Genomic DNA, 21,208 nt, shown 5'->3' with positions numbered 1-21,208 from the left:
CTGGCCCTCGTCGAAAGCCGCGAAGCCGCTCAGATCGCCGCGGAGCGCGCCACCGCGACGGCGCGCGCTGAGCTGGCGCGCAAGGTGGCCGCCCGGGAGCGGCGCCTCTATGAGCAGAAGGTCGGGGCGAGGCAGGACCTTGAGGCCGCACAGGCGTCTCTGGCGGCCGCCGAAGCCGAGGCCAGGCGCGCGGCGGCGGCCGCGGGCGCGGCCGACATATCGGCAGACGGCCGCTATGTGCGTGTGATCAGCCCCATCAGTGGACGCGTCACGGGGATGTCGGCCAGCCTTGGGGCCTTCGTGCAGCCCGAGACCGAGCTTTTCCGGATCGCCGATCCAAGCCGGATCCAGGTCGAAGCCGCCGTGTCCGCGCTGGATATGCAGCGGATTCAGCCCGGCGACCGCGCCAGCATCGGCGCCGTCGGCGGGACGGCTATTCCTGCGATCGTGCGTTCGATCACGCCGGCCGTCGATGAGCAGACCCGCGCCGCCACCGTGGTGCTCACCCCGACGGGCTCCCTCGGAGACCTCCGGCCCGGCCAGCTCGTGGAAGCCCGCATGACCTCGGCCCGTTCCGCCACCCGCGCCATCGTCGTGCCGGACGAGGCCATCCAGACCGTCGAAGGGCGCTCCGTCGTCTTCGTCCGGACGCCCAAGGGCTTCCGCGCGCAGCCGGTCACGGCCGGGCGGAGGACCGGCGGACGCGCCGAGATCCTGGAGGGCCTACGGCCTGGCGATGTGATCGCCGCAGCCAACGCCTTCGTGTTGAAGGCGGAACTCGGCAAGGGCGAGGCGGAACATGGCCACTAAGCCGAACCCTTCGAACACGGAGCTGGTGGCGTCATGATCGGCCGCATCCTGGATTTTTCGGTCCGCTTCCGCTGGACCATCGTCTTCCTCGTCGCCCTGGTGGCGGCCTTGGGGCTCTACAATCTGGTCCGCCTGCCGATCGACGCGGTGCCGGACATCACCAACAAGCAGGTGCAGATCAATACGGTCGCCCCGGCGCTGGCGCCGGCGGAGGTCGAAAAGCTGGTGACCTACCCCGTGGAGACCGCGATGGCGGGGATCCCGGGCCTGCAGAGCACCCGTTCGATCTCACGCAACGGCTTCAGCCAGGTCACCGTGGTCTTCACCGAGCGCACGGACGTCTACTTCGCCCGCCAGCAGGTCGCCGAACGGCTGATCCAGGCTCGCGAAAGCCTTCCGGACGGCGCCCAGCCGATGATGGGCCCGATCTCGACCGGCCTTGGCGAGGTCCTGATGTGGACCGTCGAATACGATCATCCGGGCGGCCGCGGCGCGCCGCGCCGGGATGGCCAGCCAGGCTGGCAGTCCGACGGGGCGTATCTGACCGTCACGGGCGAGCGCCTGACCGATCCGGTCGCGCAGGCCGCCTACCTGCGCGAAGTCCAGGACTGGATTGTCCGACCGCAGATGCGAAGTGTCGCCGGCGTCGCCGGCGTGGACTCCATTGGCGGCTACGACAAGCAGTTCGTGGTCACGCCAAACCCGACCCGACTGGCCGCCTACGGGGTCTCCTTCTCCGAGCTTTCCCGGGCGCTCGAAGCCGCCAACCTGACAGTGGGCGCGAACTTCGTCGAACGCGCCGGCGAGGCCTTCCTCGTGCGCACCGACGCGCGGGTGCGGACGGCCGACGAGATCGCGCGAGCGGTCGTCGCGACCCGCGGCGGCGTGGCCATCGCGGTGCGCGACGTGGCCGAGGTCAAGATCGGCGGCGCCCTGCGCACCGGCGCGGCCTCGGAGAACGGTGAGGAAGTCGTCGTCGGCACCGTTCTGATGCTCACGGGGGAGAACAGCCGGACGGTGGCGCGGGCCTCCGCCGAGCGGCTGGAGGAGATCGCCAGGACCATGCCGCCGGGCGTGCGCCTGCAGGTGGTCTACGACCGCTCGAAGCTGGTCAACGCAACGATCAAGACGGTCGAGAAGAATCTCGCCGAAGGCGCCTTGCTGGTCATCGTCGTGCTCTTCCTGCTGCTCGGCAACATCCGGGCCGCGATCATCACCGCCCTCGTGATCCCATTGTCGATGCTGATGACCGCCATCGGCATGAACCGGCTGGGCGTCTCGGGCAACCTGATGAGCCTGGGCGCGCTCGATTTCGGGCTCATCGTCGATGGCGCGGTGATCATCGTGGAGAACAGCCTTCGGCGACTGGCCGAACGGCAGCACCACGAAGGGCGCCTGCTGACCCTGCAGGAGCGCCTCGGGGAAACGCGTGAAGCTGCCCGGGAAATGATCCAGCCGACGGTCTATGGCCAGGCGATCATCCTTCTGGTCTATGCGCCGCTGCTCACCTTCACCGGGGTCGAAGGCAAGACCTTCTCGCCGATGGCGATCACCGTGATGCTCGCCCTGGCCGCGGCCTTCGTCCTCTCCCTCACCTTCGTGCCGGCGATGATCGCCCTCCTGATCCGCGGCAAGGTGGCTGAGAAGGAGGTTCGCCCGATCCGCTGGGCGAAGACGCGGTACGAGCCCTTGCTGCAAAAGACGATCAGCCGTCCCTGGCCGGTCATCTTGGCGGCGGCCGCGGTTTTCGTCGCCGCCGGCGTGGTCTTTAGCTTCCTGGGACGGGAGTTCGCGCCGCAGCTGGATGAGAAGGACATGGCCGTCCAGGCGTTGCGCATCCCCTCCACGTCGCTGGAGCAGTCCTTGCGCATGCAGCGACAGGTGGAGCGCACGATCGCCAGCTTCCCCGAGGTCGCCTATGTCTACTCCAAGACCGGGACGGCGGAGGTGGCCAGCGACCCGATGCCGCCGAACGCCTCCGACAGCTTCATCATCCTGAAGCCGCAGGAGGAGTGGCCCAACAAAGGCGAATCGAAAGCCGAACTCGTCACGCGGCTGGAAGAGCGGCTGGAAGGCCTCACCGGCAACGTCTTCGAGTTCACCCAGCCGATCCAGATGCGCTTCAACGAGCTCATCGCCGGCGTGCGGGGCGATGTCGCGATCAAGATCTACGGCGACGACCTCGATGCGCTTGCCCAAGCGGCCGAACAGGTCGCGAGTGTTCTCCAGACTGTGCCTGGCGCGGCCGACGTCAAGGCGGAACAGACGACGGGCTTCCCGACCCTGGATATCACAGTCGACCGCGACGCGATCGGCCGCCTCGGCCTCACCGTCGAGGAGGTGGCCGACACGATCGCGGTGGCCATGGGCGGCCGGGAATCCGGCCTCGTCTTCCAGGGCGACCGCCGCTTCGACATCGTCGTGCGTCTGCCGAACGCCATCCGCAATGACCTCGAGGCCGTGGCCGCCCTTCCGGTGCTCCTGCCGGATGACGGCGGCGGCGTCCGGCGCTCCGTGCCGCTCCGCGACGTCGCGCGGTTCGCCTATTCCGAGGGGCTGAACCAGGTGAGCCGCGAGAACGGCAAGCGGCGGGTCGTCGTGCAGGCGAACGTCCGCGGCAACGACCTCGGCTCCTTCGTGGCCGAGGCGCAGCGGAAGGTCGAAGGCGAGGTCAAGCTCCCGCCCGGCGCCTGGGTCGAGTGGGGCGGGCAATATGAGAACCTTAAGGCCGCGCAAGCGCGCCTGGCCCTCGTCGTGCCGCTCTGTTTCCTGCTGATCTTCGCGCTGCTCTACATGGCGCTAGGCGGGGTGAAGCCGGCGCTCGGCGTCTTCTCGGCCATTCCGCTCGCGCTGGCGGGCGGGGTGTTCGCCCTGGCCGCGCGGGGCATGCCGTTCTCGGTTTCCGCCGCGGTCGGGTTCATCGCCTTGTCCGGGGTGGCGGTGCTGAACGGCCTGGTCATGATGACAGCCATCCGGCAGCGGCTGGAGAGGGGGGTCTCTCTCGATCACGCCATCGTCGACGGGGCGATGGAGCGGCTGCGCCCGGTGCTGATGACCGGGCTCGTCGCGTCGCTCGGGTTTGTGCCGATGGCGCTTGCGACGGAAACGGGCGCGGAGGTCCAGCGGCCGCTCGCCACCGTGGTCATCGGCGGACTGGTGACGGCGACGGCCCTGACCCTGTTTGTCCTGCCGGCCATCTGTCGCCTGATCTTGCGGCCGACCACGCGCTGATGCCCGGCGCGCCCCGTGTCCGGCTTCATCTGGGAAGCCGGACACGGGGCGATCGAGAACTCTATCGGGGCAAAACGGCGCGGGCGGCGCGGTGCGCATGCTCGTCAGGACTGGCCCACAGGAGGTAGAGGGCGCCGCCCAGCACGAAGAGCGAAAAGACGAAGAGGAGCACGGCTCCACGACTGACCTTCTGCCGCATACCTCGGGATCGCCTTCACTGGCTGCTTCGTTGAGTCTGCGACGCCCAGGCTTCGATCACAAGCGTCCACGGACGAGGCCGATGGAGGTCCGCGCAATGTTGACACGTCGCAAGGCGAGCGATGGCAGGCGGTCGTATACGCAGACGTCCCGAGCATAGCCGCGGGATGCTGACAGCACTGAGGAGGCGAGCGATGACCTATGCCGATATCGTCGTGGATGCGACCCCCAGCCCGACGGTGCGTCAGACACTGGAGCTAGCGGCCGAGTTCGTCGAGGCATATGGCGGTCGCCTCTCGGTCGCCGCGTTCGCGTGGCCGCAAGCTTCGCGACTGAACGAAGCGCTCCTTGGCAGCGCGGGCGGGTCAGCGCTTCAGGCCTTGGCGTTCGGCGAGGCGCTCGAGAGCACGCAAGCGATCCATAGCGAGGTCTTCGCCGGCCGCCAGGTGGTCACCGAATGGTGCTCGGGCATCTCCGATCCGAATCTCATCCTCAAAGAGCATCTGCTCACAGCGGACCTCGCGATCCTGAGCGCATCGGCGAGCGAACAATTCGCGAGGGTCGACGCGACGGCGCTTGCCGCCCACTCCGGCGCGCCGGTTCTGCAGATCGGATCGCGCCGGCCGCGCGTCCCGTTTCGGCAGGTCCTGGTCGCGTGGAAGGACAGCCGGGAAGCTAGGCGGTCCGTCCATGAGGCGCTCCCGCTTCTGAGGCGCGCCGAGCGCGTCGTCGTCCTCGGCGTCGGCGACGAGGTCAGGAGTGAGCGCTTGGCGCAGGTCGCCGACCATCTGGCGCGACACCAGGTCGCCGCAACTCATCTTCACCTCTCCAAGGGCGGCGCTGGCGCTTGCGCACAGATCCTGCAGCACGCCGAAACCGAGGGATGTGATCTCCTGGTGAGCGGCGCCTACAGCCGCCCTCGGTACAGCGAAAGGGTCTTCGGCGGCGTCACGCGGGAGCTTGTGCAGGGCCTGCCAATAGCCTGGCTTTTGGCGCACTGAGGCTCGACCGCTGGTGTCCTGCGCCCTTCGCCGGTCCGCCACGGCTGTAAGCGCCATCGAATCCGCGCTAATCGCCGGCCTTCTTCCGCGCCGCGCGACGCTGACGTCGGTTTAACGGCTTCCCGGCTTGCGGCGGCGCGGCAGACCGACCGCGTCCCGCCAAGGCGGCGCCCCACGCTTCGTAGTAAGGTTTGAGCCGCTCGGTCTTGAGCTGGTGCTTGAACGCGATCTGCGCCAGCCAGCCGGTGAAGCGGACACCATGGCGAATACGGACCCCCTGTTCGACGGGCTCGAGTTCGATCCAGCGTCGTTCCCGGAACCCGATCCAGCCGAGGGTGAACTCCAGCCGCCTTGGCGGGTCGAACGCCGTGATCCTGGCCGGGACTGATTTCCGGGCCACATGGCCCCAGTTCACCGAAAAACGAACCTTGGCGCCTTCCTTCGCCTCGCCCTCGATCTTCTGATACGGATTCCAACTCGGGTAGTCGTCGAAGCTGGTCAGGCGACGCCAGACGACCTGCACCGGCTGACGGATGATCAGCTCGGTCGAATAGGCGATCTCGTTCATCGGCCAGACTCCAGACGGCACGACGACGTGCGACCCGCTTCGACTCTAGGGAATGGTGCTGCAGGCGGCAAACGGTCTCCGACCTCCTCGCGGCTCGGCAACTCGCCTGCCGGTTTGCAGGCCCACCTTCGAGTGGTCGGCCGCCCGTCGGGGCGTCTCAGCATGGTCGTCCTCAAGGTTTCGGAGATGATCCCTTTGGCATCATGATCACCTGGGGTCCGGACCGCCGCGGTGGCGGGCTGGAGCGAGCGGGGGCCGGGGCGTCGCTTGGCGAGGCCTCTGGAGCAAGGCAGACGAGGCGTAGTGCGCGGGCCTCCGCGTCCGCCACCGGGGGCCGCCACGCTTCTCGGCTATATGTCGTGCCGGCGTATTCGCCACTCCAGGTGCGACGGGTCGTCTGCACAGTCCGGACCTGTCGGCTCTTGCAGTCGAAGTCGAAGGTGACCTCAAGCTTCGTAATCGTGCGCCCGGCCTCCAGCTCGGGCTCCCGCAACTCCACGACACCCTGGACGCGTTGGTATCCATGACCATGGTGCTTGTGTTTTGACTCCATCTCCAACGCCAGCGCCCCTTGGTCGGTGGCGCCCACCGAAGTCAGCGCATCCGGTTCCTGGGCGTGAACGAGACCTGGCAGAAGCGCCAGCAGGGCCAGGATCAGGCGTTTCCGGATGTTTCGAAGCACGGCGCAGTTCCTCTGCAACGGCGCTTTCGGCCCCTCGTCCGAAAAGAGCGCCAACCAAGAAGACCACGAGCGCGCCCCCGACAGAAGACAGTTAATGGAGGGCGCGGCGCGAACGGCTCGTCACCGCCGGTGAGCGACACCAAGACCAGGGACACGACAGAGCGCGCGACCCTGTTGCTTGTTGTTGTCTTACACGGCTCCTTCCATCGAGCCTGGCGACCAGCAGAAAGGTCCGCACGCCGGCGCTGCGGTCGGCGCGCACCCGATCCAGCCCAGCGGAAGCGCGAGCGCATAAGCTGGCGCCAACTTGAAGACGTGCATGGCGATCTCCCACAGGTAAGCCGGATCAAGGCGCTGAGCTCGCTGGCCTGCATCTTGGATGAACAGGGGGTGACGAGGAGCGTTCCTTGTGGGTTCAGGCCGGTGCCCTAACGATGCCTGATCGCCGCGTGGGCTCGCCACCGGCAAAAGGAGTAGGTCTATGAAGGTGCTCATCGCCGCCGCCGCGGCTCTCTCGGTCATTGGCGGCACAGCCGCCGTGGCCCAGCCTTACGACTACCGGGGTCAGCAAGACTACTACGATCAACAAGCCCACCATGGGCAGCAGGCGTATCGCGGGCATGGCCAAAACTACGGGGGTTACGTCGCCCCGGCGCCGTACGGCTATGGCCAGACTTACACAGGCAACGCCCATGCCTATGGGCGTTCCGCCTACTATGGCGATACCCACGGGGCCCGAGCGTACGGGTACGCTGATCACTACGATCGTCATTCGCGCCGGGAGGGCCGGCGAGATCGCCACTATGTCGCCCCGCGCGCACGACATGATCGGCATCACTAGGCCTTGACGCTTCGAGACCGAACCCCCGCCTTCGGGCGGGGCTCTTGCAAGGAGAGTATCCGTGAGCGATCCCACCCCTGCTTCGATAACCCCTCATGAAGGGGGCCTGCTTTGCCCCGCGTGTCGCGTGGACCTGGTGATGTCCGACCGACAGGGCGTCGAGATCGACTATTGCCCGCGGTGCCGTGGCGTCTGGCTGGACCGCGGCGAACTGGACAAGATCATCGAACGCAGCGCCGCTTACGAAGCCGGCTCGCAGGCGGCGCCGGAACCGCCGGCGGCGCGGCCTGGATATGGGCAGCCGTGGGATGGCGGGCATTCCGACGAATATCGCGGAGGCCACCATGGCGGGGGTCGCCACGGAGGCGGCCACGGCCGGCGGCGCGGCTTTCTCGGCGGCCTCTTCGACGACTAGGGCGTGGCGCGAAGCTTTGGCTGACACGCTTGCCCGAGCGCAGATCAAGCAGTCACCTAGGCTTCGAGATCGCCTCGAACCAGCCCACTCCGGCGATCCTGGATGAAGAGCGGTTCACCCTCTCCCGGTCAGAGAAGGTGGCTCGGGGTCGCGAGGCCTTCTTGGCTCTGATGCCAGCACGCTTCTCGACGCCTCTAGTGTCGGCGCCCCCCGAGATGTCCGAAGCCGTTGTGGCCGCTGGGATATCCGCGCGAGCCGTACCGATTATAGCCGGCGTAATGGCCACGGTCGTAGGCCCGCGGCGTCACGTAGATCGCGCCTCGGCCATAGCTGTAGGGCGCAACGTAGCCGTAGTTGGGGTGCGAGGAACCGTGGTAGCCGTAGTCGCCCGCGCCGTAGGTCGAGCACCCGGCCAAGGCGAGACCTGCCAGTCCGGCAACGAACACGGGTCCGATTGTGAAGCGTCTTCTCCTTAGCATGACGCGTTCTCCTTCCTCGCGGCGTAACGTAGCAGGAAACGACTCGTTCAGATGTCCGCCGCTCGGGTCATCTTCCAACCGCGATGGCGGGCAGAGTTAGGTTGACCCCACCAGCGCGATTCGCGCGTTCATCAGCTGCGCTGCAGCTGCGATCAACCGAGAGCAAGATCCATGGGTGCCGGACACGACCACGCGGGCGCGAACACCAACAGCCGTAGGCTGGCGATCGCTTTGGCGCTGACCAGCACCTTCCTGATCGCCGAAGTGGTGGCGGGCTTCGTCTTCAACAGCCTGGCGCTGCTCTCGGACGCGGCGCACATGTTCACCGATGCCGCAGCGCTCGCGATCGCCTTGGCCGCCATTCGGATCGGCTCGCGCAAGCCCGATGATCGCCGCACCTTCGGCTACCGGCGATTCGAGATCCTGGCCGCCGCATTCAACGCGATCCTGCTGTTCGGCGTAGCGATCTATGTGCTGGTCGAGGGGATCCGGCGGATCCTGGAACCCGAGGCGGTGCAATCGACCGGCATGCTGATCGTCGCCATTCTGGGCCTCGTGATCAACTTGGTGTCGATGCGCCTACTATCGGGCGGCAAGGACAAGAGTCTAAACGTGAAGGGCGCCTATCTGGAGGTCTGGGCCGACATGCTCGGCTCGCTCGGCGTCATTGTCGGGGCCGTTGTGATCCGCGTGACCGGTTGGCCGTGGGTCGATCCGATCGTCGCCATCGCGATCGGACTTTGGGTGCTGCCGCGCACCTGGATTCTGCTGCGCGACAGCACGAACATCCTGCTTGAGAGTGCGCCCCGCGGTGTGGTGCTTGCCGAAATCCGCAAGGCGATCGCTGGAACGCCGGGCGTCGCAGGCGTTCATGACCTGCACGTCTGGGTCACTGGTGCGGACCAGACGAGCGCTTCGGCCCACGTGGTGCTGGTGGATGGTGCGGAGGCTGAAGACGTCCGCCTGGCTGTCTCGTCGCGTCTGCGCGACGATTACCAACTCGAACACATCACGCTGCAGACAGAGCGCATCCCCTGTGAGGATGCAGCTATCGCGCACCTGTAGGCCAGCCGGGGCGAATCCTTTGGGAGCCGTCAACGGGGATGCCACATGTGCCGTGCGAGATAGAGCGGCTAGAGCAGACCCCGGTGTTCCACCGCGAACCTACTCGGGCGCCGGGCTCAGGATTCTGGGGCGGAGGTTCTCCTGGACCGCGCGCGCATCGAAGGCCGTCGGATCGTCCACGGGCTTCGCGCCGCGACCCATGACGATCTCAGCAGTGGCCTCGAACTTCTGGATGGTCTGCACGTCGATGCGGCTGGCGAAGAATGGGCTGCCCATGTGAGGATGCCAGGTGCTCCAGCCGTGGCCTCCATGATAGCGCCACGTCGGCGCGAAGTGTCCAAAGTGAGACCCGTACCACGACCCATAGAATGGGTCGGTCTGCAAATAGCTGCGGGTCTGCCTGTCCGTTCTGCGATCGGCGATGGCGAACCAGTCGTAGCCTTGCGCCTGAGTGAGTTCAGCCGCCCGGAACAGGAGGTAGCTCTCCACCGTCTCCCGGGACGTCAGGCTGTTGCCGGCAAACGTCACTCGCCAACGGTTCGGTTCCAGGCGCTGCTCGGAGTATCCGCCGCTGGCCTTCTGGCGCGGGAGGTTCGGCTGGTAGGGCGTCGCCGTCGCACAGGCGCTGAGGGTCGCGACGCTCAGCAGGATGACGAGCGTCTTCGCACCGAGCGCATGTGGCTTAGGCGTTGTCATGAACTCAGGCGCCCCCTTCAGCCGATCCTAATGCCTGACAGTACACACGTATGGGGTTCTTTTCGATACAGGCCGTGAGCCATTGTCAGAGAGGTTGACGCCCATGGAGGGTCCAGTCACGGTCAAAGTCGTCAAGCTGGTGTCGTCGGCATCGCGGCCATGGCCCTAAGGGCTCACCGGGCGCGCATCCGGGTTCGGCGCCGTACCGTCGGCAGCTGCCTGTCCTCCAAAAACCGAAGCTTGGCGATGGTCTCAGAGCGTCGATGGCGCGGGTGGATCCCGTTGCAACCTCAGCCTCGGACCTGCTCATCCGGGGAATGGACGCAGCTCTCCATCCGCTTGCTGCAGCAGCACTTCGACTGGCCGCCCGGCGCCTTTGGCAGCCCTGGCGAACCTAAGAGCCGCTTCCTCGGCGTCCACCTGGTAGGCGTAGCTACCCATCGAGCCGGCGTCGGAGATGACGCGCCAGCCGGCTTGGTGCCGCACGATGGCGATGGAAATGGGCATCTGTTGTGTAGCCATACTCTGCCTCCGGTTCAGAGCAGGAGGGGATCCGACTTGGCAATGGCGTGCATCGCGACCGCGCAGCCAGGGAACAGGGCGCGGCCTGCGAGCATGGAGAGCGGTTCGTTGACGACGTGTGCGCCTAAAACCACTGGGCCTCAATAGTGGCGGTGATGTGATCCAAACGTCCCTGCTACACGCGCCGACGTCGGCGCCTCCATCGGTCCGAACCACGAGCGAAGACTCCGGCCGACATCGGAAACCCGGAGGCGGCGCCGAGCCTTGCCCGCAGGCGGCGCGTCTGCTCTTTGATGGGCATGTTCTTCCTCACGACGGGGCGCGCCGCTCGCGAGACGACCCGTCGCCGCGTGGTCGGCGCCGGACGGCTATGCTCATCGGGGATGCGCTAAGCGATGCCGGGAATGCACGCCGAGGCGCATGTCGCCGTGCCGCCGGAGCGGGTTTGGGCGCTGCTCATCTGCTTCGAGAACTACCCCTTGTGGACACGCGCCCTGGCGCTGTCCGGCAAGCTGAAGCCCCACGCGCCCGTCGACTATGTCGTTCCGCTCGCTCGCCCGGCCGGACCGATCCGCCGGCTTGCGCTCCCGTGCGAGGTTACGCGCCTGACGCCGGGGCGTAGCCTGGCGCTGTCTTTCGGGTGGGGCCCGGCCTTATACGCTACGAACTCAGCTTCGAGCTGGAGCGCGACGGGGACGGCAGCCGGCTGCGCCACGGAATTGAGGCTCAGAGCTTCTTGAGTCGCGTGATCGAGGGGCGGCTGCAGCGGCTGTTGAAGCGTCCCTTCGAAACCTTCGTCAACGATGTGCGCCACCGCTTGGCAGCCCCGGCCGCGCCGAAGCCGAAGCCCCCGAGGGCCGGGAAATCCAGAGCGCCCCGAAACCTCCCGCCGCCGAAGAGGGGTCGGCGACGGTAGGCCTGCCCGGGGCAGCCCCAATGCGCCACTGACCTCAGGCTATCTCGGGCAGAATCTCTCACCGCACGAGGTATGCGAGGAGGTCGGCGAGGCTCAAGTTGAAGATGTTGGCGGCGATCTCCCAAATGCTTGAGTGTCGTACCTCCTGCAGTCCTCAGATCCGGCTAGATGAACGGGAGGTGACGCACAGCGTTCTCCAGAGGTTCAGGCCCAAAGTCCATGATGCCTGATCGCCGCGGGCCTTCGCCCCGCGGCAGAGGAGTGGTTCCCATGAAGTACCTCATTGCCGCCGCGGCGGCGCTTTCGGTCCTCGGAGCCTCGGCCGCCATGGCGCAGCCCTACGGCTACGGCGGTCAGCAAGGCTACTACGATCAGCAGCCCTATTACGGCCCGCAGCAGCCCTACCGCGGCCAAGCCTATGACGATCGCGGCTACGGCGCGCCATACGGCTACGCTCAGCCCTATACGAGTCGTGGCTATGCCTATGGGGGTCCAGCCTACAACGGCGGGCACTACGGCGCGCGCGCCCACAACTATAGCTACCGCAACGACCGGCACGTTCGCCGGGACCGCCATCATGTCGCCCCCCGGGGCCGTTACGATCGCCACCACTAAGTCGTTTGGCTTGATCCGGGACGCTCCGCCCGCGCGGGCGGAGCGTCTCCAAGGAGTACGAGCGCGCCGCCGCCTATGGACCCCCATACGACCCCCAACGGGACCGCCAGGCGTCTGCTGGTGACGGGGAGCTGTCGGACGGCGCCTATCGCCCGGACCCGGCGGAGGTCATCGGACCATCGTCACGGCGGGGAGGGGGCATGGCGGCGGTCACCGCCGACGCCGAGGCTTCCCCCGCCGCGTTTTTGACGACTGGCGGAGCACAAAATCGGCAACCCGCTTCGGCCGTGGCCGTTGCGACCGAGGTCCTCTCCGTCCTAGGCGCTGACAGGTCAAATACCGCCTGGCGCCGTCTCATCGCGACCCATAGTGCCGTCAGACCTCGACCTGCGTTCGCTCCGGATCGGCGTCCTTCTGAACACCTCGAGTGGCAGCTGCGACAGCTCCACCCGCGGCGCCGTCCTCAGCGTCCTGGAGACGGCCGAGGTCGAGCCGGTGCAAGTCTGGGATGTCGTCGGCAAGGGGGTGGATCGAGCTTTGGACCAGGCGACGGAAAGTGGGTTGGACGTAATGGTCGTTCTGGGCGGCGACGGCACCATACGGGCGGCCGCCCAGCGGTGCGAGGCCGAAGGCCCTCTGCTCATGCCACTGCCGGGCGGGACCATGAACATGCTCCCCAAGGCGCTCTACGGCGCCCGTACCTGGCGAGAAGCGCTGACCGACACCCTCGCCGCGCCGATCGTGCAAGCCGTGCATGGCGGGCAGGTGGGGGGCCACCGCTTTTACGTCGCAGGCGTGTTCGGCGGCGCATCCCTCTTCGCCGAAGCCCGCGAGGCTATCCGGGATGGCGATCTGCCCGCCGCGTGGGAACAGGGGGTCGCGGCCCTCAAGCAGGCGCTGGGAGCCGAACTCAGATACCGATTCGAGGGAAAGTCCGCCTCGAAGGCCGAAGCGGTTGTGGTGCTCTGTCCGTTGCCGCCGCCGGAGACTGACGGGGAGGTGCTGCTTGAAGCCGCAGCCATCGATGTCGATGGCGCGGGGGACGCGATCCGTCTGGCGGTGATGTCCGCGTTTCGCGGCTGGCGAGCCGATGAGACCGTCACGCTCGCGCACTTGGAGAGCCTGGAGATCGCCTCCAGCCGGCCGATCCCCGCGATTTTGGACGGGGAGCGGTTTACGCTCACGCGGTCTGAGCGGGTCACGCGGGTTCGCGGGGCCTTCTATGCCTTGAAGCCCGCGCCGCCGGCTTGGTCAGCCTAGTGCCACCGCCCGCCCAGGTGGCCAAAGCCGTTGGGCTCCTGGAATAGCCGCGGAACCCGTAGCCGCGATCGTAGGCGCGATCGTAGGCGCGAGGCGTCGCGTAGCGACCCTCGACATAGCTGTAAGGCGTGCTGTACCCGTAGCTGGGATAGGAACGGCCATGCGAACCGTAGCTGCCGGCGCCGCACGTCGAGCAGCCCGCCAGGACGACGCTTGCCAGTCCGGCGAGCATCAGGACGATCCGCGCGTCTAGATTTCAGCACGACCAACTCTCCTTCTGCTGGCGTAACGTCGCGGGTGGCCGTCCTGGCCTTTGGCTGCGCGGAGCATCGCGTCGTCGGACTTCCCCCTCGTCGCGGTCGCCGGCCAGTTCGGGCAACGAGGCCGGTATCGTAGCCAATGTGCCGGCGGCTCAGGCGCGGCCGGGGTCCTGATCGCAAGGCTACTTCGGACCGGAGATTCAACGGCCGCTCGCCAACGTAGTGATCGGGGCGCTTCGGTCCGCCCCGCTGCGCGGGTTGGCGACTCGATCGTGCTTCCCGAAGCGCGAGAATGCAGGCACTATCCCACCATGTTCGAAGCTTCGGTCACGACGCGAGGAGCTCCGCATTGGCGGACGCACCGGTCGTCGCGCCCGACGGCGAACGGGTGGCTGCGGCTTCTGCTCACACCGGTCTTCGCGCTCTGCCTGCTGGGCACCTGCCTCTCCTGTGGCCCGCTGGCGCATGCCGGCCCGCCGGCGGCTGACGTCGGTGTCGAACAGACGCAGGGGGCGGGGCTGCAAACCTCGGTCCAAGCTCCGCCCGTCGGCGGACCGGACGATGTCGGGGCCCCGATCACGGCGCCCGCCCGGACCTGCGGCGGCTGCGCGGGCCACATGGCCCCGATGCCGGCCGACATGCAGGTCGCCGAGACGGTGGCGCGTCAGCCCTTGCGCTGGCGCTCAGAATTCGCCCTGCCGCCGCCGCCGGTCGAGCCTGACCGCCTGGAGCGTCCCCCTCGCGCCTGAGCCAAGCCTGAGCGCCCCTTCGGGCGTCGCCTTGGTCTTGTTCGCAGAGGGATGTCAAAGCTGTGCCCCGACAGTCGCCGCAGGCCGTGTCGCGCGGTCGCTTCTCGTGCCGCCCACCCTTGGGTGTGCGGCGCTGCGTCGTGCATCGAACCATTCTCCGCTCCCGAACTCCACCGGGCGGCGCAGCGCAGTCCAACCAGGTCGTTGCCTATTCGCCAGGCCTGGCTGGGTGCGCCGGCGTGTCACTCCCGACGCCACGCCGGCGTTACCCTTTTCCCCGTCCTCCTTCCGTTCGAGGGGCCCAGCTCGAATGTCGGTTCCGGTCGTCGCCCCCCACCCATCACGGAGGCGACCGGACGCGCCGGCATGACGGCGAAAGCCGCCCAAGCCGGCGCACACCATTAGGCCTCCTTTCGCAACGGGTGACCCTGGCCCGCGGAGGAGGAGTCAACTGCAAGCAGCCCGCCTCGAGAGGGCTTTGCCGGCGGCGGGCGGGCCGGTCCCCGTCCCGAATGCGCCCCGCCGATCACCCGACGGTGGCGCGTCATTACCGGCGGCGCCCCCAACCTCCCATTTCAGCCGAGTCCGAGAGGACGACACCCCAGGAGTTGCTCATGACCAAGCTTGGTGAAGGCGGTCCGATGGCGATCGCGGCGATGGCGCTCCGCGCCCAGCAGGCGCGGATGCGGATTATCGCGGAGAATATCGCGAACTCTCAGACCACCGCTGCCACCCCGGGCGGCGACCCCTACCGACGCCAGATGCCGATCTTCGCGCCGCTCAAGCTGGAGGATGGGTCCGTGAGCGTCCAGCTGGTCCGGACCGAACCCGATCCGACGGCGTTCAAGAAGGAGTATAGCCCGGGCCATCCGGCCGCAGATCCGAGCGGCTACGTGACGCTCTCGAATGTCGAGACCCTAGTCGAGTCCCTCGACTTCAAGGCGGCGCAGCGCGCCTACGAGGCCAACCTCAACGTCATCGACACCTCCCACGCGATGGAGCAGAGCACCATGCGCCTGCTGCAGTCCAAGTGAAACCGCCCCCGCAAAGGTCTGACCGGCGGTCCGCCCATGGTTGATTGGCTCTCCGCCTGGGGCCTCGCCGATCCGGGCGCGGTCGTGCGCCACTTGGCCGATCTGGGCCTGGCTTTCCTCCTGGCCCTGCCGATCGGCCTCTACAACGAACGTCACGAACGCAGTGCCGGGCTGCGGACTTTTCCGCTGGTGGCCATGGCGGCCTGCGGCTTCGTGATCGTGGCGGTCAGCGTGCTGGGGCGCGAGAGCGAGGCCCAAGGCCGGGTCATGGAGGGCCTGATCACCGGCGTCGGTTTCATCGGTGGCGGAGCGATCCTGAAGTACCGCGGCCATGCGGACGGCACCGCCACGGCGGCGGGCCTATGGGTGACGGGCGCGATCGGCGCGGCGGTGGGCTATGGCCTGTTCGACATCGCCGCCATCCTGGCCCTCGCCGCCTTCCTCACCATGCGCGGCCTCAAGCCCATCAAAAAGTTCGCCCAGCGCGACCCCGCCGACGCTGCGGAGACCCGGCGGTGACATCCCCCAACCCGTGCAACGCGCCTCGGCGCCTGGAGGCTCCATGCCCTTGATGATGTGTCCCAACGACAACGCCGCGATGGAGGTCATCGCCCGCGATGGCGTTCAGTTCGACATGTGCCCCACCTGCCGGGGCGTCTGGCTGGATCGCGGCGAGCTTGAGAAGCTCCTAGCCGACGCCCGCGCCGAGGCCGACGTGGCGCCGGTGGCGCGACAGCCCCCGCCGGAGCGGTATGACTCGCGTCGTGGCGGCCATGGCGATCACGACCGGGGCCGCGACAGCCACGGCGGCGGTCATGGCGGCGGCTACGGCAAGCATGGCCGCCGTCGGAGCATCTTCGATGTCTTCGACTGACACTCGCCCGTCCTCAGTCCCCCTCCACAGGAGCTCCGCGCCAGCGCGGAGATGCAACATGACACACCCTCTTCGACTTCTGTCGCTTGTGGCCGGCGCCGCGCTGCTCGCGAGCTGCGCCACGGTCACCCCCTATCAGCCGCAGGTCAGCCGTGGGCCAGTGAGCGGCGGCTACACGGACACCCAGGTGGAGCCCGACCGTCTCCGCGTCTCCTTTGCCGGCAACACCCTTACCTCCCGCGAGACCGTGGAGGTGGGACTGCTCTATCGAGCCGCAGAGCTCACCCTCGCGCGCGGGTATGACTGGTTCGAGCTCGCCGACCGGGCCACAGACCGCAAGGCCTACGCCTCCGCCGTCAGCGGCTACGGGGGCGTTTCGGCCTTCGGAGGCTGGGGCCATGGGTTCGGCCACGGACTGGGGCACGGCGGACGCCACGGGTTCGGACATGCGGGGTTGCACGGCTTCGGTCCCGGCGGGGGCCTCTATCCGGGGTGGGCCAGTGGGCTCGATGTCCGCACCGTCGAGCGGTTCACCGCCACGGCGGAAATCCTGCTGCGGCGGGGCTTGAAGCCAGCCGGCGATCCGCGCGCCTTCGACGCCCGCGCGGTCCAGCAGAACCTAGAGCCGCTCATCCGGCGGCCCGCGGCGACGTCATGATCCGCCTCCCGATGCCGTCGATCGCGGCGCCCACTCGGCACTCGGTCGCCCCCCTCCTGCTGGTGGCGCTCATGGCGGCGACGCCGGCCCTCGCCCAATACGGCCGCGGTACAAATGGTCGCCCCGGCCAGGGGCGCCCACCGCCGGTCTCCCGGGCGCCGAGTCGTCCGTCGACGCACGTGCGCAGTCCGCCGCCCCCGCCACAGGCCCCCTTCAAGATGAGCGATGTAGTGGCGGTCGGGGTCGTACAGACCCTTGATGTAGAGGCGGGGCGGGTCACCATCGCCTATGAGCCGATCGAGAGCCTGAATTGGCCGGGTGGGACGAAGCCGTTCGGCGTCGCCAAGTCGTCGCTCCTCGCCGGCGTGGCGCCCGGCGACAAGGTCCGCTTCCGTCTCGAGAGCCAGCAGATCGCCGACCTCAGGCCGTTCTCGCCGCGGATGGTCGCGGGACCTGAGGTCCGCGCCCCTGACGTCGCCGATCCAAGCCCATCGGCCAACGTCGTCCCGCGGCCTCGGCCATGACCGTTCACGACAGCGGGCCGCGCGGCCCGACCGCCCCCAATCGTTCGGCAACGGAGATGCGAATGAACCACCTACGACGCAAGCCGCTCCAGGCCGCCTGCCTTCTGGCCGTCGCCCTGGCGCTCAGCGCCTGCGGAAAGATGGGCCCCGCAAGTCGACCCGGCCCGATGTGGGGCGCTCCCGGCGAAAGTCCAAGCCCGACGCCGAAGCCGTCGCCGGGTATGGAGACGATTGACGCCCGCGATCGCGACCAACGCCAGGCGACGCCGACGGAACCGCGATCGTGACGTTCGGATGGCGGAGGCCGCAGGTGGTGCCCGCTCGCGGTCAACAGGGCGACAAATGAAACACCTCAGGCACCTGAACCCCTGGATCCGGCTCGCGATCCTACCGGCCGCCGCGCTTGTCTTTGTGCTCCTGCTCAAGTTGTTCGGCTCAGCGTCATAGGCCGCCAGATGTCGTCCACCCGGGCGCGGCTGTCGCTGGCGGCGCCCAGAAGTGCGGCGAGCCAAGCCAAGGGCAGGCCGCTCGCAACGAGCGCCAGCGCGGCGCCGATGAACCCGAACATGAACGCGGGGCGTACGCCGCCCGCAAAACCCTAAGCATGAAAGCTCCCTCGACCTGTAGCAGGGAGGAAGCTACGCGATCACCCGAGGCCCGACTTGAACGTGGCGGTTGGCTAAGGCGGGCTCCGATCAGCCGCCCCATTCAAGTCGCGGGTCTGAGGACTCGGCCGCCAGCCCTGCTCCTTGCGCTCGATCATCAAGGATCGACCCGCAGGCGGGCCGCAGCCTGGGCGCGCCGGCCCGCCGCCCAGAACCCAACCACTACCGCCGTCAGCGTCAGGAGCTGGGCCATGAGCCCTTCCCAGGTCGGGAAGACACCGAGCACCTCGATGCGGGGCAGGGCGGCCAGGGGCCGCACGTCCAGCATCCCCGCCTCCTGCAGCCCCGCGACGCCCTTGCCGGTGAGCACGACAGCCAGCACCGCGATCAGGATCGAGCTGTAGGAGAAGAACTGCGCGACGGGCAGGCGTTTGCTGTAGGTTAGGAGCGCCCAGGCGATCACCGCCAGGCTGGCCACGGCCAGAGCGGCGCCCGACAGCATGGCGAGCTGACCACCTTGGCTCCAGAGGGCGGCGTAGAAGAGGATGGTCTCGAAGACCTCCCGGTAGACAACGATGAAGGCCAGCAGGAACAGGAACCAGGCCGACCGCTTCGAGAGCGCCGCCGACAGCTTGTCGCGAATGTAGGCCTGCCAGGCGCCGGCTTGCGCCTTCCCGTGCATCCAGACGCCCACCGAGATCAGCACGACTGCCGAGACCAGCGAGCCGAACCCCTCGGTGAGCTCACGGCTCGCCCCGCTGATCGAGATCAGGTAGGTCGCGGCCGCCCAGGTGAGCCCGCCCGCCACGAGCGCCGTGATCCAGCCACCATGCACATAGGCAAGCACGTCCTGGCGCTCGGCCTTCCGCAGGAAGGCGATCATGGCGATCACGATCAGCAGCGCCTCGACGCCTTCGCGCAGCAGAATGGTGAAGGCGCCCAGGAAGCTCGAGGCGGCGCTGGCCTGCTCCGGCGCGAGCGCGCGAGCGGCCTCATCGAACAAGGCCTCGAGCCCGCGGACCTACGCGGCCACCTCGGCCGGCGGCGCCCCGCGGTTAAGGCTCGCCCGCAGCTCGCCCATGGCGCCCTCGACCTTGGCCATCAGCGCGCCGTCGCGCGCGCGCAGCAGAGGTTCGACAGGCTCAAAGCCGTCGAGATAGGCCGACAGCGCCAGCTCCTCCGCCCGCTTGCGATCGCCAGCCCGGTAGGCCGCAAGGCTCTGGGCGAGCTTTTGGCGCGCGACATCCAGACCGCCGGCTGACTGGGTCGCCACAGCCTCCGGATGACGGCGCAGATAGGCCATGAGCTGGTTCGCTTGCGGCTCGCCCACGCGAGCGGCGAGCGCCGCGGGGGTGGTCTGGGTGAGCGCCTGCAGATCGGGCACGACGCCTCGCATCTGTGGCCCGGCGCGCCAAGCCTGCTCGCCGGCCCGCTCGGCCTCTCGCGAATAGGCGAGGCTCCCCACATAGTAGGCGAGGGCCCAGCGGTCTTCGGACGACAGATGGGCGAAGCTCGCCATCGCCGTGCCGTCGAGCCCCTGACCGATCACCTGGTAGAGACCAAAGAGGCTGCGTTCCCTGGCGCGCGCCAGGTCGGTGAAGGCGATCGGCGGCGGCTCCAGCCCTTTGGCGTTCGGACCGTCACACTTACCGCCGGCGCCGTGACAAGACGCGCACTGCTCGGCATAGAGGGCCGCCCCCCGGGCGAGGTCCGGCGCCTGCTGCGGCGCCAGCGGCACGGGGTAGGCCTTGAGTAGATCGGTTGCGAGGGTCCGGGCCTGTCGCGCCACGTCCGCAGGCTCCGCGCGCTGATCCACCGATGCGATGAGCGCGTTGGCCTCCGTAAGGAGCTGCGGTTTCGCCGAACTTGCCGGCAGGCCGCCGATGCGGCTGCGCACGGAGGCGGAGAATTCCCGCATCTCCGCATACTCGGCCTCGCTGATGATCCGGCCTTTGGAGACGGCGCCGGGGTAATCCACGGCGATATAGTCCAGCAGGCGCCAAGCCACCTCCGGCGAGGGGGTGGCGTCTCGGGCCCGGGCGGCCTGGGGAAGATTCGCGACCGCCAGCAGGGCGACCGCAAGGAAGAGGCGAGCGAGCGCCAGCATCGAAGCGTCCTGAGTGCGACTGCGAATAGGTCTCAACAACAGGATGCATGCTCAAGCCGCTAGAGGATCAAGAGGCGCCTCCGCGAGCCTGCGAAAAAACGCGCCGCAACGGCTTGATCCTCTAGCCGCTAGATCAAGTAGGGTGCCCCGGTCAGGAGAATTCGCATGTCGAGTACGACGGCGGCCGCAGGGACGCTCCGTTACCGGGTCACCGGCATGGACTGTTCGAGCTGCGCCGAAAAGATCCAGGCCGCCGTTACCAAGTTGCCGGGTGTGGAAGAGGCGCGTGTCTCCATCGCCTCTTCGATGATGACCGTGAAGGTCGATGACGCGGCCAGGCGCTCGCCGGCGGTGGAGGCGACGGTGACGGAGCTCGGCTACCATCTTGATCGCGAAGGAAGTCCGGCGACGGCCGACCCGGATGAGCTTCCAAAGGACCTCAGCCACATCACGCCGGCCTACCGGCGGGCCCTCTGGATCGTGGTGCTGATCAACGTCGGCTACGGCTTGGTGGAGATCGTCGCGGGGTTTGTCGCCCGTTCCCAGGCGCTGAAGGCCGACGCCCTCGATTTCATGGGTGACGGACTGATCACGTTCTTAGGTCTGCTGGCGATCGGCTGGTCGCTCGTCTGGCGGGCCCGCTCGGCGTTGATCCAAGGTCTCTTCCTGGCGGCGCTGGGCGTGGGCGTGCTCCTGAACACGGCCTACCGCGTCCTCGTCCTGAACCAGCCGGAAGCCGAGCTCATGGGCGTGTTTGGGGTCATCGCGCTCGTGGCCAATGTCGCAGCGGCGCTCATCTTGATCCCACACCGCGCCGGCGACGCCAATGTTCGCGCCGTCTGGCTCTTCTCGCGCAACGACGCCCTGGGCAACCTCGCCGTCGTGATCGCCGCTGGCCTCGTGTTCTGGACCAGGACCGCTTGGCCCGATCTCGTGGTGGCGGTGATCATTTCGGGGCTCTTCCTCCAGTCCGCCTGGTCGATCATTCGCGACGCCCGCACGGACCTGCGGGAAGCGCGGTCGCTGAGCGCCGCGTGAACGTCGGATGAGACGGCTTTCGCCTCCAGTGCGGGCCCGGGCGCCAGACGGTCCGCCACC

20 protein-coding genes and 1 pseudogene are annotated in these 21,208 nt (G+C 68.0%); 16 read left to right on the top strand and 5 right to left on the bottom strand.

The features are described 5' to 3' along the window. The 3 genes and pseudogenes from ACFQ27_RS10705 to ACFQ27_RS10695 all read left to right on the top strand — a co-directional run. On the top strand, positions 1–810 hold an 810-nt coding region (locus tag ACFQ27_RS10705; RefSeq protein ID WP_377353577.1), incomplete at its 5' end, for an efflux RND transporter periplasmic adaptor subunit. A gap of 33 nt (positions 811–843) precedes the next feature. Then, positions 844–4,078, top strand: a pseudogene (locus ACFQ27_RS10700) (efflux RND transporter permease subunit); the annotation flags it as partial. Between the two features lie 355 nt (positions 4,079–4,433). Beyond that, positions 4,434–5,240: a universal stress protein gene (locus ACFQ27_RS10695; RefSeq protein ID WP_377353576.1), complete on the top strand. Its 807-nt coding sequence runs from the start codon at positions 4,434–4,436 to the stop codon at positions 5,238–5,240. 67 nt (positions 5,241–5,307) lie between these two features. Here ACFQ27_RS10695 and ACFQ27_RS10690 read toward each other — a convergent pair whose 3' ends face one another. Beyond that, a complete protein-coding gene (locus ACFQ27_RS10690) occupies positions 5,308–5,808 on the bottom strand; it encodes an SRPBCC domain-containing protein (RefSeq protein ID WP_012520498.1) in 501 nt (166 codons plus the stop codon). Positions 5,809–6,971: 1,163 nt separating this feature from the next. Between ACFQ27_RS10690 and ACFQ27_RS10685 the strand changes: the two genes are divergently transcribed. The 3 genes from ACFQ27_RS10685 (at position 6,972) to ACFQ27_RS10675 (ending at position 9,290) form a co-directional block, all read left to right on the top strand. Continuing rightward, on the top strand, positions 6,972–7,331 hold the full coding sequence (locus tag ACFQ27_RS10685; RefSeq protein ID WP_083771055.1) for a hypothetical protein: 360 nt from the start codon (positions 6,972–6,974) through the stop codon (positions 7,329–7,331). A 61-nt stretch (positions 7,332–7,392) separates the two neighbouring features. Further along, positions 7,393–7,746 carry a TFIIB-type zinc ribbon-containing protein gene (locus ACFQ27_RS10680; protein ID WP_012520500.1) on the top strand — a complete coding sequence of 118 codons (354 nt, stop codon included), beginning with the start codon at positions 7,393–7,395 and terminating at the stop codon, positions 7,744–7,746. 650 nt (positions 7,747–8,396) lie between these two features. Then, the gene (locus ACFQ27_RS10675) at positions 8,397–9,290 is read left to right on the top strand and encodes a cation diffusion facilitator family transporter (RefSeq protein WP_012520502.1); all 894 of its coding nucleotides are present in this window, start codon (positions 8,397–8,399) and stop codon (positions 9,288–9,290) included. 99 nt (positions 9,291–9,389) lie between these two features. Here ACFQ27_RS10675 and ACFQ27_RS10670 read toward each other — a convergent pair whose 3' ends face one another. Both ACFQ27_RS10670 and ACFQ27_RS10665 read right to left on the bottom strand, forming a co-directional pair. Then, on the bottom strand, positions 9,390–9,986 hold the full coding sequence (locus ACFQ27_RS10670; protein ID WP_012520503.1) for a CC0125/CC1285 family lipoprotein: 597 nt from the start codon (positions 9,984–9,986) through the stop codon (positions 9,390–9,392). 306 nt (positions 9,987–10,292) lie between these two features. Then, positions 10,293–10,508 (bottom strand): hypothetical protein, encoded by a 216-nt coding sequence (locus ACFQ27_RS10665; protein WP_041374515.1) that lies wholly within the window; start codon positions 10,506–10,508, stop codon positions 10,293–10,295. A gap of 395 nt (positions 10,509–10,903) precedes the next feature. On the opposite strand from ACFQ27_RS10665, the gene ACFQ27_RS10660 reads away from it, so the two are divergent. From ACFQ27_RS10660 to ACFQ27_RS10620, 9 genes are all read left to right on the top strand, one after another. Beyond that, positions 10,904–11,248: an SRPBCC family protein gene (locus tag ACFQ27_RS10660; protein WP_041374516.1), complete on the top strand. Its 345-nt coding sequence runs from the start codon at positions 10,904–10,906 to the stop codon at positions 11,246–11,248. Between the two features lie 446 nt (positions 11,249–11,694). Further along, positions 11,695–12,039, top strand: coding sequence for a lipoprotein (locus ACFQ27_RS10655; protein ID WP_012520505.1), 345 nt, complete (start codon positions 11,695–11,697; stop codon positions 12,037–12,039). Positions 12,040–12,408: 369 nt separating this feature from the next. Next, on the top strand, positions 12,409–13,299 hold the full coding sequence (locus ACFQ27_RS10650; protein ID WP_049758527.1) for a diacylglycerol/lipid kinase family protein: 891 nt from the start codon (positions 12,409–12,411) through the stop codon (positions 13,297–13,299). Between the two features lie 571 nt (positions 13,300–13,870). Next, positions 13,871–14,308 (top strand): hypothetical protein, encoded by a 438-nt coding sequence (locus tag ACFQ27_RS10645; protein ID WP_377353575.1) that lies wholly within the window; start codon positions 13,871–13,873, stop codon positions 14,306–14,308. 614 nt (positions 14,309–14,922) lie between these two features. After that, positions 14,923–15,342, top strand: coding sequence for a flagellar basal body rod protein FlgC (gene flgC / locus ACFQ27_RS10640; RefSeq protein ID WP_148217051.1), 420 nt, complete (start codon positions 14,923–14,925; stop codon positions 15,340–15,342). Positions 15,343–15,378: 36 nt separating this feature from the next. Continuing rightward, positions 15,379–15,861: an MgtC/SapB family protein gene (locus ACFQ27_RS10635; protein ID WP_012520508.1), complete on the top strand. Its 483-nt coding sequence runs from the start codon at positions 15,379–15,381 to the stop codon at positions 15,859–15,861. 43 nt (positions 15,862–15,904) lie between these two features. Next, the gene (locus tag ACFQ27_RS10630) at positions 15,905–16,216 is read left to right on the top strand and encodes a TFIIB-type zinc ribbon-containing protein (protein WP_041374517.1); all 312 of its coding nucleotides are present in this window, start codon (positions 15,905–15,907) and stop codon (positions 16,214–16,216) included. 58 nt (positions 16,217–16,274) lie between these two features. Then, a complete protein-coding gene (locus ACFQ27_RS10625; protein ID WP_041374518.1) occupies positions 16,275–16,874 on the top strand; it encodes a CC0125/CC1285 family lipoprotein in 600 nt (199 codons plus the stop codon). Positions 16,875–17,092: 218 nt separating this feature from the next. Then, positions 17,093–17,398, top strand: coding sequence for a copper-binding protein (locus tag ACFQ27_RS10620; RefSeq protein ID WP_187149127.1), 306 nt, complete (start codon positions 17,093–17,095; stop codon positions 17,396–17,398). A gap of 762 nt (positions 17,399–18,160) precedes the next feature. Here ACFQ27_RS10620 and ACFQ27_RS10615 read toward each other — a convergent pair. Together ACFQ27_RS10615 and ACFQ27_RS10610 are read right to left on the bottom strand one after the other, a co-directional pair. Continuing rightward, positions 18,161–19,006, bottom strand: coding sequence for an FTR1 family iron permease (locus tag ACFQ27_RS10615; RefSeq protein WP_377353573.1), 846 nt, complete (start codon positions 19,004–19,006; stop codon positions 18,161–18,163). A gap of 18 nt (positions 19,007–19,024) precedes the next feature. Beyond that, a complete protein-coding gene (locus tag ACFQ27_RS10610) occupies positions 19,025–20,110 on the bottom strand; it encodes a c-type cytochrome (RefSeq protein WP_377353572.1) in 1,086 nt (361 codons plus the stop codon). A 165-nt stretch (positions 20,111–20,275) separates the two neighbouring features. Between ACFQ27_RS10610 and ACFQ27_RS10605 the strand changes: the two genes are divergently transcribed. Beyond that, entirely contained in the window at positions 20,276–21,148 is an 873-nt protein-coding gene (locus ACFQ27_RS10605) for a cation transporter (protein WP_012520512.1), read from the top strand. The last annotated feature ends 60 nt before the right edge of the window (positions 21,149–21,208 follow it).

This window comes from Phenylobacterium conjunctum, assembly GCF_042679085.1.
In the GTDB taxonomy this organism is placed as follows: Bacteria; Pseudomonadota; Alphaproteobacteria; order Caulobacterales; family Caulobacteraceae; genus Phenylobacterium; species Phenylobacterium conjunctum.
The sequence above is the reverse complement of the archived record's forward strand: the minus strand, read 5'-3'. Positions and strand labels throughout refer to the sequence as shown.